Annotated in this window: 14 protein-coding genes; 5 read left to right on the forward strand and 9 right to left on the reverse strand. The window is 61.9% G+C overall.

The window, feature by feature from the left end:
* Positions 1-9 precede the first annotated feature (9 nt).
* Positions 10-1,752, forward strand: coding sequence for a putative bifunctional diguanylate cyclase/phosphodiesterase (locus QNH97_RS08985; RefSeq protein WP_283556506.1), 1,743 nt, complete (start codon positions 10-12; stop codon positions 1,750-1,752).
* On the opposite strand, the gene QNH97_RS08990 is transcribed toward QNH97_RS08985, so the two are convergent.
* Positions 1,704-2,471: a substrate-binding periplasmic protein gene (locus QNH97_RS08990; protein ID WP_283556507.1), complete on the reverse strand. Its 768-nt coding sequence runs from the start codon at positions 2,469-2,471 to the stop codon at positions 1,704-1,706. The two genes, QNH97_RS08985 and QNH97_RS08990, sit on opposite strands and share 49 nt — an antisense overlap.
* 143 nt (positions 2,472-2,614) lie before the next feature.
* On the opposite strand from QNH97_RS08990, the gene dnaX reads away from it, so the two are divergent.
* The 4 genes from dnaX (at position 2,615) to recR (ending at position 7,078) form a co-directional block, all read left to right on the forward strand.
* Positions 2,615-4,684, forward strand: a complete 2,070-nt coding sequence (dnaX, locus tag QNH97_RS08995) for a DNA polymerase III subunit gamma/tau (RefSeq protein WP_283556508.1) — start codon at positions 2,615-2,617, stop codon at positions 4,682-4,684.
* A gap of 64 nt (positions 4,685-4,748) precedes the next feature.
* The gene (locus QNH97_RS09000) at positions 4,749-5,087 is read left to right on the forward strand and encodes a YbaB/EbfC family nucleoid-associated protein (RefSeq protein ID WP_283556509.1); all 339 of its coding nucleotides are present in this window, start codon (positions 4,749-4,751) and stop codon (positions 5,085-5,087) included.
* Between the two features lie 287 nt (positions 5,088-5,374).
* Complete coding sequence (gene curA / locus QNH97_RS09005; RefSeq protein WP_283556510.1) at positions 5,375-6,409, forward strand: NADPH-dependent curcumin/dihydrocurcumin reductase; 1,035 nt, start codon at positions 5,375-5,377, stop codon at positions 6,407-6,409.
* A 66-nt stretch (positions 6,410-6,475) separates the two neighbouring features.
* On the forward strand, positions 6,476-7,078 hold the full coding sequence (recR, locus tag QNH97_RS09010) for a recombination mediator RecR (protein ID WP_025212714.1): 603 nt from the start codon (positions 6,476-6,478) through the stop codon (positions 7,076-7,078).
* A 125-nt stretch (positions 7,079-7,203) separates the two neighbouring features.
* On the opposite strand, the gene QNH97_RS09015 is transcribed toward recR, so the two are convergent.
* The 8 genes from QNH97_RS09015 to ccoG form a co-directional block, all read right to left on the reverse strand.
* Entirely contained in the window at positions 7,204-7,752 is a 549-nt protein-coding gene (locus tag QNH97_RS09015; RefSeq protein ID WP_041020481.1) for an adenine phosphoribosyltransferase, read from the reverse strand.
* A gap of 76 nt (positions 7,753-7,828) precedes the next feature.
* Entirely contained in the window at positions 7,829-8,563 is a 735-nt protein-coding gene (fnr, locus tag QNH97_RS09020; protein ID WP_283556511.1) for a fumarate/nitrate reduction transcriptional regulator Fnr, read from the reverse strand.
* Between the two features lie 94 nt (positions 8,564-8,657).
* Complete coding sequence (gene hemN / locus QNH97_RS09025) at positions 8,658-10,040, reverse strand: oxygen-independent coproporphyrinogen III oxidase (protein ID WP_283556512.1); 1,383 nt, start codon at positions 10,038-10,040, stop codon at positions 8,658-8,660.
* A gap of 314 nt (positions 10,041-10,354) precedes the next feature.
* On the reverse strand, positions 10,355-11,038 hold the full coding sequence (locus QNH97_RS09030; protein WP_283556513.1) for a sulfite exporter TauE/SafE family protein: 684 nt from the start codon (positions 11,036-11,038) through the stop codon (positions 10,355-10,357).
* A complete protein-coding gene (ccoS, locus tag QNH97_RS09035; protein WP_283556514.1) occupies positions 11,031-11,249 on the reverse strand; it encodes a cbb3-type cytochrome oxidase assembly protein CcoS in 219 nt (72 codons plus the stop codon). Before ccoS ends, QNH97_RS09030 begins: the two co-directional genes overlap by 8 nt.
* Before the next feature lie 24 nt (positions 11,250-11,273).
* Positions 11,274-13,724, reverse strand: a complete 2,451-nt coding sequence (locus QNH97_RS09040) for a heavy metal translocating P-type ATPase (RefSeq protein ID WP_283556515.1) — start codon at positions 13,722-13,724, stop codon at positions 11,274-11,276.
* 185 nt (positions 13,725-13,909) lie between these two features.
* Positions 13,910-14,449, reverse strand: a complete 540-nt coding sequence (locus tag QNH97_RS09045; protein ID WP_283556516.1) for a FixH family protein — start codon at positions 14,447-14,449, stop codon at positions 13,910-13,912.
* 11 nt (positions 14,450-14,460) lie between these two features.
* Positions 14,461-15,876, reverse strand: a complete 1,416-nt coding sequence (gene ccoG, locus QNH97_RS09050; protein ID WP_283556517.1) for a cytochrome c oxidase accessory protein CcoG — start codon at positions 15,874-15,876, stop codon at positions 14,461-14,463.
* Positions 15,877-15,964 lie beyond the last annotated feature (88 nt).

Genomic DNA, 15,964 nt, shown 5'->3' on the forward strand with positions numbered 1-15,964 from the left:
ACTGCTTCGATGGATAAGAAGTACCGCAGAGCCGTTGACGCCGCCGCGATTTTTTCCGAAACCGATCTGAGTGGGCGCATCACTTACGTCAACGACCAATTCTGTAACCTTTTTGGCTACGAACGCGACGAGCTGCTGGGTGCGAACCATCGCCTGCTTAATTCCGGCCAGCACCCCGACGAGTTTTTCAGCGCCATGTGGTACACCATTTCCCAGGGGCAGGTCTGGAAAGGGGAAGTTTGTAACCGGGCCAAAGACGGCACGCTTCACTGGGTCGACACCACCCTGGTTCCGGTCATTGACGACGAGACCGGACAAGTCGAGCGCTATCTGGCGATTCGCTTCGACGTCAGCGAAAAGCGTCGGCTGCTGCACTCCTTGCAATGGCGGGTCGGGCACGATGTGCTGACCGGGTTACCCAACCGCACCTATCTGTCCGAGCTGCTGGACCAGGCCCTGGCGTTTTCCCGTGCGGAAAATCTACCTCTGGCGGTGTGCATGCTCGACCTTGATGGCTTCAAGGCCGTGAACGATGGTCATGGCCATGCCAGTGGCGATCGGTTGTTGGTGGAGGTTGCCAGGCGATTGCGAAGTATCGTACGTGGCGAAGACGTGGTGGCTCGGCTGGCTGGGGACGAGTTCGTGCTGGTGTTGCGCCATGTGCGTGGAATGGATGAGTTGAACGCCGCGCTGAACCGCGTATTGGTCGCCGTTTCAATGCCGTACGCCATTAACGGAAAGGGCATCAAGGTCTTTGCCAGCATTGGCGTCACGCTGTTCCCGTGGGACAACGAAAACGCCGAGACTTTGTTGCGCCACGCCGACCAGGCGATGTACGTGGCCAAGCAAAGTGGCCGTAATCGTTTCCATCTGTTCGATGTGTCCCGGGACCAGGAGGTCCGGGCCACTTACCAGACCGTCGAGCGGGTCCGCCAGGCGATGGCGACTAGTGAGCTACGGCTGCACTTCCAGCCCAAGGTCAACATGCGCAACGGCGCTGTGGTTGGGCTGGAGGCATTGTTGCGCTGGAAGCATCCGCAGCGTGGCCTGATCCCGCCTCGGGAGTTCCTGCCGCTGGTAGAGGAAACCGACCTGATCGTCGAGATCGGCGAGTGGGTGATGGAGCAGGTACTGACCCAGCTGCAACGGTGGCAGCAGGCAGGGCAGGGCTGGCCAGTAAGCATCAACATCTCGGCGCGGCATTTCCAGCGCGCGGATTTCGTCGAGCGTCTGCGAGACGTATTGGAGCGGCACCCGACCGTGTCGCCGCGCCTGCTGGATCTGCAGATTGTCGAATCCGTCGCCGTGGAAAACCTTGCGCACGTCAGCGCCTGCCTCCAGTCATGTCAGGCCCTGGGCGTGGGATTTTCACTGGGCGGCTTCGGCACCGGCTATTGCTCGCTCAATGACCTCAAGCATTTGCGTACGCAGACCATCAAGATCGACAAGGCCTTTGTCCGCGATATTCTCGATGACCGGGACGACCTGGCGCTGACCGAGGCAGTGATCGGCCTGGCCCGGGCGTTTGGTCGCCAAGTCGTCGCCGAGGGGCTGGACAGTCTGGAACATGGGCAACTGCTGCTGCGCCTGGGCTGCGAGGTGGCTCAGGGCTATTTCATCGCCCGGCCCATGCCGGCCGAACAAGTCCCCGGCTGGGTGGCGGGGTTCATTCCGCCGCCGCAATGGCAACAGCTGCCGGCCATTCAGGGAGAACCGACAGCGGCCTCTGATGTTTCATTGAGGCCGGTGTAGAGGCGGATGATCGCGTCGATTTCCCCTGACATTTTCATTTTCCGCAAAGTGAGCAAGATGCGTTGTGCTGGAATTTCCGGGGCATCGCGCACGTAGCAGCCCAACTGCTGTTCCTGGAGAACAGCTACTTCGTGCAATTGCCGGTCAGCGGTGTGCCGTTGATTGAACCAGTCCAGCACCCACTGGTTGCTGACCGCATAGCGATAGCGGCCGGCCAACAGTTTGGCCAGCACTTGTTCCTGGCTGCGCGCATCGTCGCGCCGCAGGTGCCTGCTATCGAACAACGGTTGCAGGGTCGGGTAGGTATAGCTGAGCACGGTGCCAATGGGCTGGTGCGGCAGCGTCGCTGGCGTCACCGCTGCGGGTGCGCTTGCCGTGCTGACGAGGATGTCGCGTTGGAAAAACAGTGGGACACTCCAGAGATAGTCGCCATCCTTGTCGGCCACCCAATCGGGGGTGACATAACAACGTATGTCGAATTCGCCGTGTTTCATGGCGCCGTCCAGGCGGGCGCGGGACAGGACGTGAAATTCAGCCGGCATGCCCATTTGTGTTGCCAGGCTGGTCATGATGTCGGGAATGATGCCCTGGGTCGGACGGCCTCGTTCGATCTGCACCATAGGCATGGCCCAGCCGTCGGTAATGGCGAATCGCAACGGTACTTCTTCGGCAAGACAACCTGTACCCACCAACAGCAAAGCCCCCATGGCTGAGCGCATAAACTCTCCTGACTGCGTAAAACCGTGTCGACAACCGAGTCTCTGACATCAGCTTAGTCAGATTAGACGAGCACACTGGATGCAATTTCGCCCCTGCTCCGCTAGCATTAGCCGCTTATGTTCCTTCGTTGCGACGGTTTTCGATGAGTTATCAGGTTCTTGCACGTAAATGGCGTCCGCGCTCGTTCCGCGAAATGGTCGGCCAGACCCATGTGCTCAAGGCCCTGATCAACGCCTTGGACAGCCAGCGGCTGCACCATGCCTATCTGTTCACCGGAACCCGCGGAGTGGGCAAGACCACCATCGCACGGATCATAGCCAAGTGCCTGAACTGCGAAACCGGCATTACCTCCACGCCTTGCGGGGAGTGTTCGGTCTGCCGGGAAATCGACGAGGGCCGGTTCGTCGACCTGATCGAGATCGACGCCGCCAGCCGCACCAAGGTCGAAGACACCCGCGAGCTGCTCGACAACGTGCAGTACGCGCCGAGCCGTGGGCGCTTCAAGGTCTACCTGATCGACGAAGTGCACATGCTCTCCAGCCATTCTTTCAATGCGCTGCTCAAGACCCTTGAAGAACCGCCGCCCTACGTCAAGTTCATCCTGGCCACCACTGATCCGCAGAAACTTCCTGCGACGATTTTGTCGCGCTGCTTGCAGTTCTCCCTGAAGAACATGACGCCGGAACGGGTCGTCGAGCATCTGACCCATGTGCTGGGCGTCGAAAACGTACCGTTCGAAGACGATGCGTTGTGGCTGCTGGGCCGCGCGGCTGATGGTTCGATGCGAGACGCCATGAGCCTGACCGACCAGGCCATTGCCTTCGGTGAAGGCAAGGTCATGGCTGCCGATGTGCGGGCCATGCTGGGCACCCTCGATCACGGCCAGGTCTACGATGTGCTGCATGCGCTGATCGAAGGTGATGCGAAGGCGTTGCTCGAAGCGGTACGTCACCTGGCCGAGCAGGGCCCGGACTGGAGTGGCGTGCTCTCGGAAATCCTCAACGTGTTGCACCGTGTCGCCATCGCCCAGGCCTTGCCTGATGGCGTCGACAACGGCCAAGGCGACCGTGATCGCGTGTTGGCCCTGGCCCAGGCGCTTCCCGCCGAGGACGTGCAGTTCTATTACCAGATGGGCCTGATCGGTCGTCGTGACCTGCCCCTGGCACCGGACCCGCGCGGCGGCTTCGAAATGGTGCTGCTGCGAATGCTGGCCTTCCGGCCGGCCGACACGGCGGACGCCCCGAGGCAACCGCTAAAGCCAGTGGGGATCAGCCAGGCCACAGCTGATTCCGCCAAGCCAGTGGCTGCCGCGCCTGTTGTTGCGCCGGCAGTGGCTCCGGCTCCGGCAGCAGTGGCGCCTGTGGCCGAAGCGGCCCCGATGGCTGTCATTGTGCCCGTTGAACCCGAGCCTGAACCGGTTGTCGAGCCCGAGCCGGTCGCCGAAGAGGTCGTTGATCTGCCCTGGAACGACCCGGTCGAACCTGAGGTCATCCAGCAGCCTGCCGTGGAGCCGGTGCTGGAAACCACCGCCGAGCAACCCGAACTGCCGCCGATGCCTTTGCCGACGCCCGACAGCGTGGTGCCCGATGCGCCGGAGTGGGTTGCGGCGCCGGTGCCTGAGCCTACGGTGGCCGACGTCGATGTCGCCACGCCGGGCGCAGACCTGGACGACGAGCCTCCGCTGGATGAGGATTACATCGAGCCGGACATGGATTCGGCCTACAGTTATCTGGACGATCTGGCCAGCGAGCACGCCGCCGAGCCAGCACCGGAGCCTGAGCCGGAACCCGCGGCGATGCCTGCCACTGGCCTGGCCCTGCAATGGCTGGAGCTGTTCCCGAAGCTGCCGATCACCGGCATGACCGGTAGCATCGCCGCCAACTGCACGTTGATTTCCGTAGAGGGTGACCACTGGCTGTTGCACCTGGACCCGGCTCACAGCGCGCTGTTCAACGCGACCCAGCAGCGTCGCCTCAACGATGCGCTGAACCAGTACCACGAGCGTACCCTGACGCTGAGCATCGAGCTGATCAAGCCTGAGCAGGAAACCCCGGCCCAGGCCGCGTCCCGGCGCCGGGCCAACCGTCAGCGTGAAGCCGAGGAGTCGATCCACGGCGATCCGTTCATCCAGCAGATGATGCAACAGTTCGGCGCTGTGGTCCGTCACGATACTATCGAACCTGTCGAGGCCCCGGTTATCCAGGGCTCATAACTGAAAGCGTCGGGCCGAACGGGTCGGGCGCGGTGTTTATCCAAGTACTTTCGAGGTGATTCCCATGATGAAAGGTGGCATGGCCGGCCTGATGAAGCAGGCGCAGCAGATGCAGGAAAAAATGGCCAAGATGCAGGAAGAACTGGCCAACGCCGAAGTCACCGGCAAATCCGGTGGCGACATGGTGACGGTGGTCATGACCGGTCGCCACGACGTCAAGCGCGTCAGCATCGATCCGAGCGTGGTCGAAGGCTTGAGCGAAGACGACAAGGAAATGCTTGAAGCCCTGTTCGCCGCCGCCGTCAACGACGCCGTCCGCAGGATCGAAGCCAACAGCCAGGACAAAATGTCCGGCATGACCGCCGGCATGCAACTGCCGCCGGGCATGAAACTGCCGTTCTGATTCGCCATCCCGGTCGGGATGGGCTACACACAATGCCAGGCATCGCGCCTGGCATTTTTATTTCTGGCCCAAATACAGCGTTGGATGTTCGGCCGCTATCGCGAGCAAGCTCATTCCCACACTGGATGGAAGCGTTCTCAATTGTGAGGTTCGTCGCAGGTCCTATGTGGGAGTGAGCTTGCTCGCGATGCGGTCACTGCGGTCCAACCGAACAAACATCGAACGCCGCCCCCTCGGCAATGGTCTGCTCCCTATAGGTCCTCTCAACGATCAAGGAGAACGCTTCCATGTCACAAGCATCGACCTCCAACCAGCGCATCGTCCTCGCCTCCCGCCCAAAGGGCGCACCGACCCCGGACAATTTTCGTCTTGAACAGGTGACGCTGCCGGACTTGGTGGAGGGGCAGATCCTGCTCAAGACGCTGTTCCTATCCCTGGACCCCTACATGCGCGGGCGAATGAGTGATGCACCGTCCTACGCCGCGCCGGTAGAAATCGATGCGGTGATGACCGGCGGTGCTGTCAGCCGCGTCGAGCGCTCAATGCACCCGAAATTCCACGAGGGGGATCTGGTGGTGGGTGCCACTGGCTGGCAAAGCCACAGCATCAGCGACGGACGCAACGTGCTTCCCGTCCCGTCGGGGCTGCCCAGCCCATCGATGGCCCTGGGTGTGCTGGGCATGCCGGGCATGACCGCTTACATGGGGCTGATGGACATCGGCCAGCCCAAGGCCGGGGAAACCCTGGTGGTCGCGGCGGCCTCGGGCGCCGTGGGCTCGGTGGTGGGCCAGGTGGCGAAGATCAAGGGCTTGCGGGTGGTTGGCGTGGCCGGCGGCAGGGAGAAATGCCAATACGTGGTCGAAGAGCTGGGGTTCGACGCTTGCGTCGATCACAAAGCTGAAAACTTTGCCGAGGAACTGGCTCGGGCCTGCGACAAGGGCATCGATATCTACTACGAAAATGTCGGTGGCAAAGTCTTCGACGCGGTGGTGCCGTTGCTCAACGCCAAGGCGCGTATCCCGCTCTGTGGCCTGATCGCGTCCTACAACGCCCATGAAGCGCCGAGCGGTCCGGATCGCTTGCCGCAACTGCAACGTACCTTGTTGAACAAGCGCGTGCGGATCCAGGGTTTTATCGTGTTTGACGACTACGGTGACCGCCAGCCGGAGTTCATCAGCGCCATGGCGCCTTGGGTGCGCGATGGCAAGGTCAAGTTCCGTGAGGACGTCGTCGATGGGCTGGAGAATGCGCCGCAGGCCTTTATCGGTCTGCTGGAAGGGCGCAACTTCGGCAAGTTGGTGGTGCGGGTGGCGCAGGATTGAATATTTGACGCTAATCGGAGGCGCGGGTATAAACCGCGTCTCGTTGTTATGTCGGACATTTCCTCCATGAGCTTCAGCCCTTTGATTCGCCAACTGATCGATGCCCTGCGAACTTTGCCAGGTGTAGGTCAGAAAACTGCCCAGCGCATGGCGTTGCAATTGCTTGAGCGTGATCGCAGCGGCGGTTCGCGCCTGGCCCAGGCCCTGAGCCAGGCCATGGAGGGGGTCGGGCATTGCCGTTTATGCCGGACCCTCACGGAAGACGACCTTTGCCCACAGTGCGCCGACCCGCGTCGGGACGACAGCCTGCTGTGCGTCGTGGAAGGGCCGATGGATGTGTACGCGGTGGAGCAGACCGGTTTCCGGGGCCGTTATTTCGTGCTCAAGGGCCATTTGTCGCCGCTCGACGGCTTGGGCCCGGAAGCCATCGGCATTCCCCAGTTGGTCGCTCGGATCGAGGAGGCGGGCACGTTCACGGAAGTCATCCTCGCCACCAATCCGACGGTCGAAGGCGAAGCCACCGCCCACTACATCGCCCAGTTGCTGAACAACAAAGGCCTGATCGCCTCCCGCATCGCCCACGGCGTTCCGTTGGGTGGCGAGCTGGAATTGGTGGACGGTGGGACGCTGGCGCATTCGTTTGCCGGGCGCAAGCCGATCGCGTTGTAGCTGCTACACAGTACCAGTGGGAGCGAGCTTGCTCGCGATAGCGGTGGATCAGTCAATATCCATGCGACTGGTAAATCGCTATCGCGAGCAAGCTCGCTCCCACAGGTTCAGTGGTTTTCTGGCAACTATCTTTCGCTGAGCGAAAACTGCGTCAAACAGAACGTCGGAATCCCCATGTCTTCCAACCGCTGGGAACCGAGCAGTTCCGGCAAATCAATAATCGCCGCGGCTTCGTGGACCTTCGCGCCCATGCGGCGGATCAGGTTGGCGGCGGCGATCAGCGTGCCGCCGGTGGCGATCAGGTCATCGAACATCACCACTGAATCCCCCTCGCACAGACTGTCGGCATGCACTTCCAGGAAGGCTTCGCCGTATTCGGTCTGGTAACCCTCGGCCAGCACATCCGCTGGCAGCTTGCCTTGCTTGCGGAACAACACCAGCGGCTTGTTCAACTGGTAGGCCAGGATCGAACCGATCAGGAAACCGCGCGCATCCATCGCGCCGATATGAGTGAACTCGGCCTCGACATAACGGTGGGCGAAGCTGTCCATCACCAGCCGCAAGGCGGTGGGGGATTGGAATAACGGAGTAATGTCGCGAAAGATCACGCCGGGCTTGGGGAAATCGATCACGGGGCGGATCAGGGATTTGATGTCGAAGGAGTCGAAGACCATCGTGGAGGTGTCCTGGCAGGGCTGCAAACGCGGCAGTATAGCGCGGCGTGAAGAATCCCTCAGCCGCGCCTGCCCATCAGCTTTCGAGCGAGCCGCCAGCCAGGGCGCAAAGCTGGATCGGGTCGAGAATGTGAATTTCCTTGCCTTCGGCGGCGATCAACTCATTCTGCTGGAAACGGGTGAACACCCGGGACACGGTTTCCACCGCCAGACCGAGGTAATTGCCGATTTCGTTGCGCGACATGCTCAGGCGGAACTGGTTGGCCGAGAACCCTCGTGCACGGAAGCGTGCCGAGAGGTTGACCAGGAACGTGGCGATGCGCTCGTCGGCGGTTTTTTTCGAGAGCAGCAGCATCATTTGCTGATCGTCGCGAATCTCCCGGCTCATGACGCGCATCAGCTGACGACGCAGTTGCGGCAGTTGCACGGACAGTTCGTCCAGGCGATCAAAGGGAATCTCGCACACCGAGGTGGTTTCCAGCGCCTGGGCAGAGACCGGATGGCTCTCGGTGTCCATGCCGGACAAACCCACCAGCTCGCTGGGCAGGTGGAAGCCGGTGAGCTGCTCTTCGCCGCCATCGCTCAGGTTAAAGGTTTTCAAGGCGCCCGAGCGCACGGCATAGACGGAATCGAAAGTGTCGCCCTGTCGAAACAGGAACTCACCTTTTTTCAACGGGCGGCCCCGTTTAACGATGTCGTCCAACGCTTCCATGTCCTCCAGATTCAGTGAAAGTGGCAGGCAGAGGGGTGCCAGGCTGCAATCCTTGCAGTGGGCCTGGCTGTGAGCGCGCAGTTTGACTGGCTCGGACATTTCTTCAATCCTTGTGGGAAAACACGCATAAGCTGTAAGGGTACCCCAGTGCAGGCACTCCGACCAGCGCGCTTTCCTCGCCAAATTGTCGCGCTCAGATGACTCGGGAGAAGCGTTGTCGATTTTGCTGCTCCAAGTAGGCATCGAACACCATGCACACTGATCGCACCAGCAAGCGCCCAGCGGGCAGTACCCGGATGTGTGTGTTGTCGACCTCGATCAGCCCATCCTCGGCCATCGCCTGCAATTGCGGCCACAACGGCGCGAAGTAACCGTAGAAATCGATATTGAAGCGTTGCTCGATCTCGGCGAAGACCAGGTTGAAATGGCAGATCAGCTGCTGGATTACCGCACGCCGCAACCGGTCGTCGGTATTACATATCAGCCCGCGACTGGTCGCCAATTGCCCGTCGGCGAGGGTGTTCTGGTATTGGTTCAGGTCGCTGTTGTTCTGGCAGTACAAATCGCCGATCTGGCTGATGGCGGAGACGCCGAGGCCGATCAAGTCGCAATGACCGTGGGTGGTGTAGCCCTGGAAGTTGCGCTGCAGCGTGGCTTCTTCCTGGGCGATCGCCAATTCATCGTCGGGCAGGGCGAAGTGGTCCATGCCGACGTAGCGATAACCGGCGGTGGTCAGTTGCTCGATGGTGCCTTGTAGCATTGCCAGTTTCTGCTCCGGGTTCGGCAGGTCCTGGCTGTTGATGCGCCGCTGGGGCATGAACCGTTCCGGCAGATGCGCATAATTGAACACCGAGAGCCGATCCGGTTGCAGCTCGATGACCTCCTGAACAGTGCGGGCGAAGTTTTCCGGCGTCTGCTTGGGCAGGCCATAGATCAGGTCTATGTTGATCGAGCGGAACTGCAAGGTCCGGGCGGCTTCGATCACGGCGCGGGTTTCTTCCAGGCTTTGCAGGCGATTGACGGCCCGTTGCACGGCCGGGTCCAGGTCTTGCACGCCGATGCTGACCCGGTTGAAACCCAGTTCCCGCAGCAGGCCCATGGTCGACCAGTCGGCTTCGCGAGGGTCGATTTCGATGCTGTAGTCGCCTGAGTCGTCGTCCAGCAGGTTCAGGTGCTTGCGCAGTGTGGCCATCAGATGGCGCAACTCGTCGTGGCTGAGGAAGGTCGGAGTGCCACCGCCCAAGTGCAGTTGTTCCACGCGTTGAGCCGGGTCCAGGTGACAACCGATCAGCTGGATTTCCTGTTCCAGGCGTTGCAGGTAGGCGTGGGCGCGGCCGCGGTCCTTGGTGATGACCTTGTTGCAGGCGCAGTAGTAGCAAATGTTCGCGCAGAACGGCACGTGCACATACAGCGACAGCGGTCGCAGGGCTTTGCGGCTGTCGCGCAGGGCGTGAAGTAGATCGAAGGTGCCCACCTGGCTGCCGAACTGCGCTGCGGTCGGGTACGAGGTGTAGCGTGGACCCGCCAGGTCGTAACGGCGGATCAGGTCTGTGTCCCAACGAATGGCGTCGAGCATGCGGGCGTTCCCCGGATAGGCTGGCATGCTCGAAAGTCTACGAGGGCGGGGGAACGGGCGTGTTGATTTGTGTCAACGGGGCGTCGGGAGCCGTTGAGGTCAGCCCAGGCAACTCAGGACCCGTGGCGAGGGAGCTTGCTCCCGCTCGGCTGCGCAGCAGTCGCACTAGTCAGCTAATGCGCCCTATCTGAAGATTGTTGGGGCCCGCTTCGCAGGCCATCGGGAGCAAGCTCCCTCGCCACAGGGGTGCGCCCGACTTTTGAATTCACTCTCCCCACTGGCTGCGAGCCTGCTCGCCAATCGAGGCGACTCGGTCAGTGCCCCATGAGCCAATGCTGATGTGGCCCCGGCAGCGTCCAGAGACCAAAGACAATCACCAGCAACCCACCGGCCATGCGCACGCTGCGTTTGCGCAGCAAGGCGGTGACGCGTTCGGCGGCCAGACCGGTGGCGAGCAGCACCGGCCAGGTGCCGAGGCCAAAAGCGAGCATCAGCAGCGCGCTATCCACTGCGTTGCCTTGGCTGGCGGACCACAACAGGGTGCTGTAGACCAGCCCGCACGGCAACCAGCCCCACAGCGCGCCGAGCAGCAAGGCCCGGGGCAGGCTCGACACCGGCAGCAAGCGGTTGGCGAAGGGCTGGATGTGCCGCCACAAGCCACGCCCGACGCTTTCGATACGGGTCAGGCCGCTCCACCAACCCGCCAGGTACAGGCCCATGGCAATCAGCAGCAAACCGGCCAGCACCCGCATGATCATTGCTGCCGGGCTGTTGGCCACGGCCCAGCCGGCCAAGCCGATCAGCAATCCGGCGGTGGCGTAGCTCAGAATCCGCCCCAGGTTGTACGCCAGCAGCAGTCGGAAGCGTCGGCTGCGTTGTTCCTTGGGAATCGCCAGGGTCAAGGCGCCCATCAGGCCGCCGCACATGCCCAGGCAATGACCGCCACCGAGCAGACCAAGGATGACCGCCGAGACCAGCAATGGCGCCAGATCAAGCATGGGGCGGGGCCTTGTCGTCCGGTTCGCGGGGCTGGCCGCTGGCTTCGTCCACCGCTGCCTTGTGGTTCGGGTCCTGATCGTCGAACAGGATGCTGTGGGCCGGTCCGTCGAGGTCGTCGTACTGCCCGCTGTCCACGGCCCAGAAAAAAATGTACACGGCGATGGCCACGATCAGCAGCGCGGCCGGAATCATCACGTAAAGAGCTGGCATGTCAGGACTCCATGCCCGCGCGGCTCAGGCCGGCAGCGGGCGGGTATCGGGCGTGGCGTCGACAACCTGCGTCTTGGGCTGACGGGTCAGCCTCAGCGCATTCAACACCACGGTCAACGAACTGATGGACATGCCGACCGCGGCCCACACCGGCGTAATCCAGCCGAGGGCGGCGAACGGCAACATGAGGCCATTGTACAGCCCTGCCCACACCAGGTTCTCGATGATTACCCGGCGGGTGCGCCGGGCCAGGTCGAAGGCATGGATCAGGGCGTCGAGGCGGTTGGACAGCAGCACCGCATCGGCACTGGTCTTGGCCAGGTCCGTGGCCGAGCCCATGGCGACACTGATGTCCGCCGCCGCCAGCACCGGCACGTCGTTCACCCCATCGCCGAGCATCAGCACCTTGCGGCCTTGTTGATGCAACTGTTGCAACACGGCCAGTTTGTGGTCCGGGCGCAGGCCGCCCCGGGCCTCATCAATCCCCAGTTCGGCGGCGACGCTGGCCACCATCGGCGAACTGTCGCCGGACAGCAGCAACGTCCGCCAGCCCCGTGCCTTGCAGGCCGCCAGCAGCGCCGGGGCATCGGCGCGTAGACGGTCGTCGAGGACGAACCAGGCCAGCGGCCCGTTATCATTGCCCAGCAACAGCCATTGACCGGGCTCGTCCGGCATTGCCGGTACCGCTGCGCCGCTCAGTTCACAGACGAAACCGGGCTGGCCGATGCGCAGGCGCTGTGCGTCCACTAAACCTTCGAGTCCCAATCCTGGGCTGCTTTGCACCTGTTCGGCGGCCAATGGCGCCCGTCCGAAGGCGCGGGCTATAGGGTGTTCGGAGCGATTTTCCAGGGCCGCGGCCAGTCCCAGGCATTGATCGCTGTCCAGGGCCGCCAACGGTCGAATGGCGCGCAATGCCAAACGACCTTCGGTGAGGGTGCCGGTCTTGTCGAAAATCACCGTGTCGATCTGGTTCAGGCCCTCCAGCACATGGCCGCGAGTCAGCAGCAGGCCAAGCTTGTGCAGGGTGCCGGTGGCGGCGGTGAGGGCGGTCGGCGTGGCCAGCGACAGGGCGCAAGGACAAGTGGCGACCAGCATTGCCAGGACGATCCAGAAGGCGCGGGAGGCATCCAGTTGCCACCACAACAGCCCGATGGCAGCCGCCGCGACCAGGGAGAACAACAGGAACCACTGGGCGGCGCGATCGGCGATTTCCGCCAGTCGTGGTTTCTCGGCCTGGGCCCGCTCCAGCAGCCGCACGATGGCCGACAATCGAGTGTCCTGCCCAAGGGCCAACACCTCGACCGTCAACGCCCCTTCGACGTTCAGCGTACCCGCCGTGACCGCATCGCCCACCTGGCGCGGTTGCGGCAGGTATTCACCGGTCAACAGCGATTCGTCGATGCTGGACTGGCCCTCGAGGATCCGGCCATCGGCCGGCAGGACCGCGCCTGGGTGCACCAGCACCCGATCGCCGGTGCGCAATTCGCGAAGCAGGATGCGCTCGCTCTGGCCGTTATCTTCCAGGCGCAGGCACGAGGCCGGCAACAGATTGACCAGTTGTGCAGTGGCGGCAGCGGTGCGCTCCCGAGCCCGGCGTTCCAAGTAGCGACCGGCCAGCAGGAACAGGGCGAACATGCCCACTGCATCGAAATACAGCTCGCCGACGCCGGTGATCGACGTCCAGATCCCGGCGACGTAAGCGCCGCCAATGGCCAGGGACACCGAAACATCCATGGTCAGGTGCCGGGTGCGCAGGTCGCGCATTGCACCTTTGAAGAACGGCGCGCAGCTATAGAAGACGATGGGGGTGGTGAGAAACAGCGCGACCCAGCGCAGGATGGTGTGCATCTCCGGGCTCAGGTCAATATTGAATTCCGGCCAGGTGGCCATGGTCGCCATCATCGCCTGGAACCACAGCAGCCCGGCCACGCCCAATTGGCGCAGGGCCAGGCGGTTTTGTGCGGCCAGTTGTTCGCAAGCCTGGTCGGCCTGGTACGGGTGGGCGACGTAGCCGATCTGGCGCAGCTCGGCGAGCAGTTTGCTCAGCGGCAATTGCGCGTCGGCCCACTGCACATGCAGGCGATGATTGGATAGGTTCAACCGTGCCTCGGCCACGGCCGGCAGGCTGCGCAACTGTTTTTCGATCAACCAGCCGCAGGCGGCGCAACTGATGCCTTCCATCAGCAGGGTGGCTTCGGCCAGTTCACCTTCATGGTGCACGAACGACTGCTGCACGTCAGGGCGATCGTACAGCGCCAGTTCATCGGTCAGTTGAACGGGCAGGGTTTCGGGGTTGGCCGACGCTTCGCTGCGATGCAGGTAATAACTCTCCAGGCCTCCAGCCACGATGGCCTCGGCCACCGCTTGACAACCCGGACAGCAGAGCTCGCGAGTTTCACCGAGGACAACGGCGGTGAAGCGACTGCCGGGGGGGACGGGCAGGGCGCAGTGGTAGCAGGGCTGTGGAGTGGTCATGGTTGTCGCACGAAAGCCTTTGTGACTAAGGAGCTTGCTGGTTTGTGAACGCTGTTCGTGGCGAGGGAGCTTGCTCCCGCTCGGCTGCGAAGCAGTCGCCTAGCCAATTTTGTTTGAATAAACAAAAAAGGCGGGGCCGCTTGGCGGCCCCGCGGGAGCAAGCTCCTTCGCCACAGGAAAGCCGTCTACTTCTTCAGGTCTTCAGCGCCTTGCAGCGGTTCATCGCCGAGCAGGATGTCCTGGTCGTGGTTGATCTGTTCTTCTTCGAACAGGCGCCAGGTCTTGTCGTTTTCCACGCCCAGCAATTCGACAAAGCGTCGGCCTTCGATCTTGTCCGTCAACTGGCCGACGTACCGCCCCGGCTCACTGTCATTACGGGTCAGGACGATCTTGCGGTCCTTTTCCGGCTGGGTCGGCGAGATCAGGCTCAGTTCCAGGGTCTGGGGGCGGCTGTTGCCGTTCAGGCGCAGGTTCACTTCACCGGTGACGTCATCCAACTGAACGTTGGCATGCAGTTGCAGGGTCTGGCCCAGCAGTTCGCGCTCCAGCGAGCGATTGATACCCTTGCCGGCTTCGTAATAGTTATCGTTGACCAGGTTGTCCGGATTTTTCACCGCAATGGTCACCATCGTCAGGCTCAGTGTCACCGAACAGGTCAGGATCGCAATGATGATCCACGGCCAGAGGTGCTTGTACCAAGGGCTGGTGGCGGTTGCTGCAGGCATGTTCATTTCTCTCAACGAGTTTGTGGGCCGATGAACCGGCTCTTGGCTTCGACATGTACGCTTTCGTCATCGGCATCCTTGAGGATGAAGGTCACCTCGTTGGTGCTCGATGGCAATTGCTCCGGTGCGCTGGACAGTTCCACCGGCTGGCTGAAGATCTCGCCGGCCGCGACCTTGATTTCCCGTCGGCCTTGCAGCTTGAGATCGGGCAGGCCGGTGGCTTCCAGGACGTACGTATGGTCGCGCTGGTCCTTGTTCATGATCTTGAGGCTGTAGACGTTCTCGATCCGGCCTTCGGCGTTTTCGCGGTACAGCACGCGGTCCTTGCTGACGTCGAAACCCACCAGCGAACGCATGAAGAACGCCGTCACCAGCAAACTGATCATTGCCAGCAAGACCAAGGCATAGCCGATCAGGCGCGGGCGCAGTTTATGGGTTTTCTGCCCCGACAGGTTGTGCTCGGTGGTGTAGCTGATCAGGCCGCGGGGATAATCCATCTTGTCCATGATGTTGTCGCAGGCGTCGATGCAGGCTGCGCAACCAATGCATTCGATCTGCAGGCCGTCGCGAATGTCGATGCCGGTAGGGCAAACCTGCACGCACATGGTGCAGTCGATGCAGTCCCCCAGGCCCAGGGCCTTGTAGTCGACGCCCTTTTTGCGCGGGCCACGGCTTTCGCCGCGGCGCGGGTCGTAGGACACGATCAGGGTGTCCTTGTCGAACATGACGCTCTGGAAGCGGGCGTAAGGGCACATGTAGATGCACACCTGCTCACGCAGCCAGCCGGCGTTGCCGTAGGTGGCGAGGGTGAAGAAACCCACCCAGAAATACGACCAGCCATCGGCCTGGCCGGTAAAGAACTCGAACATCAGTTCACGGATGGGCGTGAAGTAACCGACGAAAGTCATGCCGGTGACGAAACCGATCAGCAACCACAGGCTGTGCTTGGCGAACTTGCGCAGGAGCTTGTTGACGCTCATGGACGCCTTGTCGAGCTTGATGCGTTGGTTGCGGTCGCCTTCGGTGACTTTTTCGCACCACATGAAGATCCAGGTCCACACACTCTGCGGACAGGTATAACCGCACCACACTCGTCCGGCATAGACCGTGATGAAAAACAGGCCGAAGGCGGCAATGATCAACAGCCCGGACAGCAGGATGAAATCCTGGGGCCAGAAGGTCGCACCGAAAATAAAGAATTTACGCTCCGGCAGGTTCCACCAGACGGCCTGATGGCCGCCCCAGTTCAACCAGACGGTACCGAAATACAGCAGGAACAATAACCCACCGCCCACCATCCGCAGGTTGCGGAACAGGCCGGTGAAGGCGCGGGTGTAGATTTTTTCCCGAGAGGCATACAGGTCGACGCTTGTGTTCGCGTCCTTGGCAGGCGGGGTAACGTCATGTACCGGAATCTGGTTGCTCATCAAAATGCATCCCACGGCAGTGGAAAAGTGCCAAGGCCAGTACGTGCCGACCACGGTCAGAAGGGCGTTGCAATGGCGCAATGATACG

The sequence above is a fragment of the Pseudomonas sp. G2-4 genome, from assembly GCF_030064125.1.
Lineage (GTDB): Bacteria > Pseudomonadota > Gammaproteobacteria > Pseudomonadales > Pseudomonadaceae > Aquipseudomonas.

Coding starts and splice junctions, on each gene's coding strand:
- QNH97_RS08985 (WP_283556506.1), top strand. CDS start 10: ATGGATAAGAAGTACCGCAGAGCCGTTGACGCCGCCGCGATTTTTTCC.
- QNH97_RS08990 (WP_283556507.1), bottom strand. CDS start 2,471: ATGCGCTCAGCCATGGGGGCTTTGCTGTTGGTGGGTACAGGTTGTCTT.
- dnaX (WP_283556508.1), top strand. CDS start 2,615: ATGAGTTATCAGGTTCTTGCACGTAAATGGCGTCCGCGCTCGTTCCGC.
- QNH97_RS09000 (WP_283556509.1), top strand. CDS start 4,749: ATGATGAAAGGTGGCATGGCCGGCCTGATGAAGCAGGCGCAGCAGATG.
- curA (WP_283556510.1), top strand. CDS start 5,375: ATGTCACAAGCATCGACCTCCAACCAGCGCATCGTCCTCGCCTCCCGC.
- recR (WP_025212714.1), top strand. CDS start 6,476: ATGAGCTTCAGCCCTTTGATTCGCCAACTGATCGATGCCCTGCGAACT.
- QNH97_RS09015 (WP_041020481.1), bottom strand. CDS start 7,752: ATGGTCTTCGACTCCTTCGACATCAAATCCCTGATCCGCCCCGTGATC.
- fnr (WP_283556511.1), bottom strand. CDS start 8,563: ATGTCCGAGCCAGTCAAACTGCGCGCTCACAGCCAGGCCCACTGCAAG.
- hemN (WP_283556512.1), bottom strand. CDS start 10,040: ATGCTCGACGCCATTCGTTGGGACACAGACCTGATCCGCCGTTACGAC.
- QNH97_RS09030 (WP_283556513.1), bottom strand. CDS start 11,038: ATGCTTGATCTGGCGCCATTGCTGGTCTCGGCGGTCATCCTTGGTCTG.
- ccoS (WP_283556514.1), bottom strand. CDS start 11,249: ATGCCAGCTCTTTACGTGATGATTCCGGCCGCGCTGCTGATCGTGGCC.
- QNH97_RS09040 (WP_283556515.1), bottom strand. CDS start 13,724: ATGACCACTCCACAGCCCTGCTACCACTGCGCCCTGCCCGTCCCCCCC.
- QNH97_RS09045 (WP_283556516.1), bottom strand. CDS start 14,449: ATGCCTGCAGCAACCGCCACCAGCCCTTGGTACAAGCACCTCTGGCCG.
- ccoG (WP_283556517.1), bottom strand. CDS start 15,876: ATGAGCAACCAGATTCCGGTACATGACGTTACCCCGCCTGCCAAGGAC.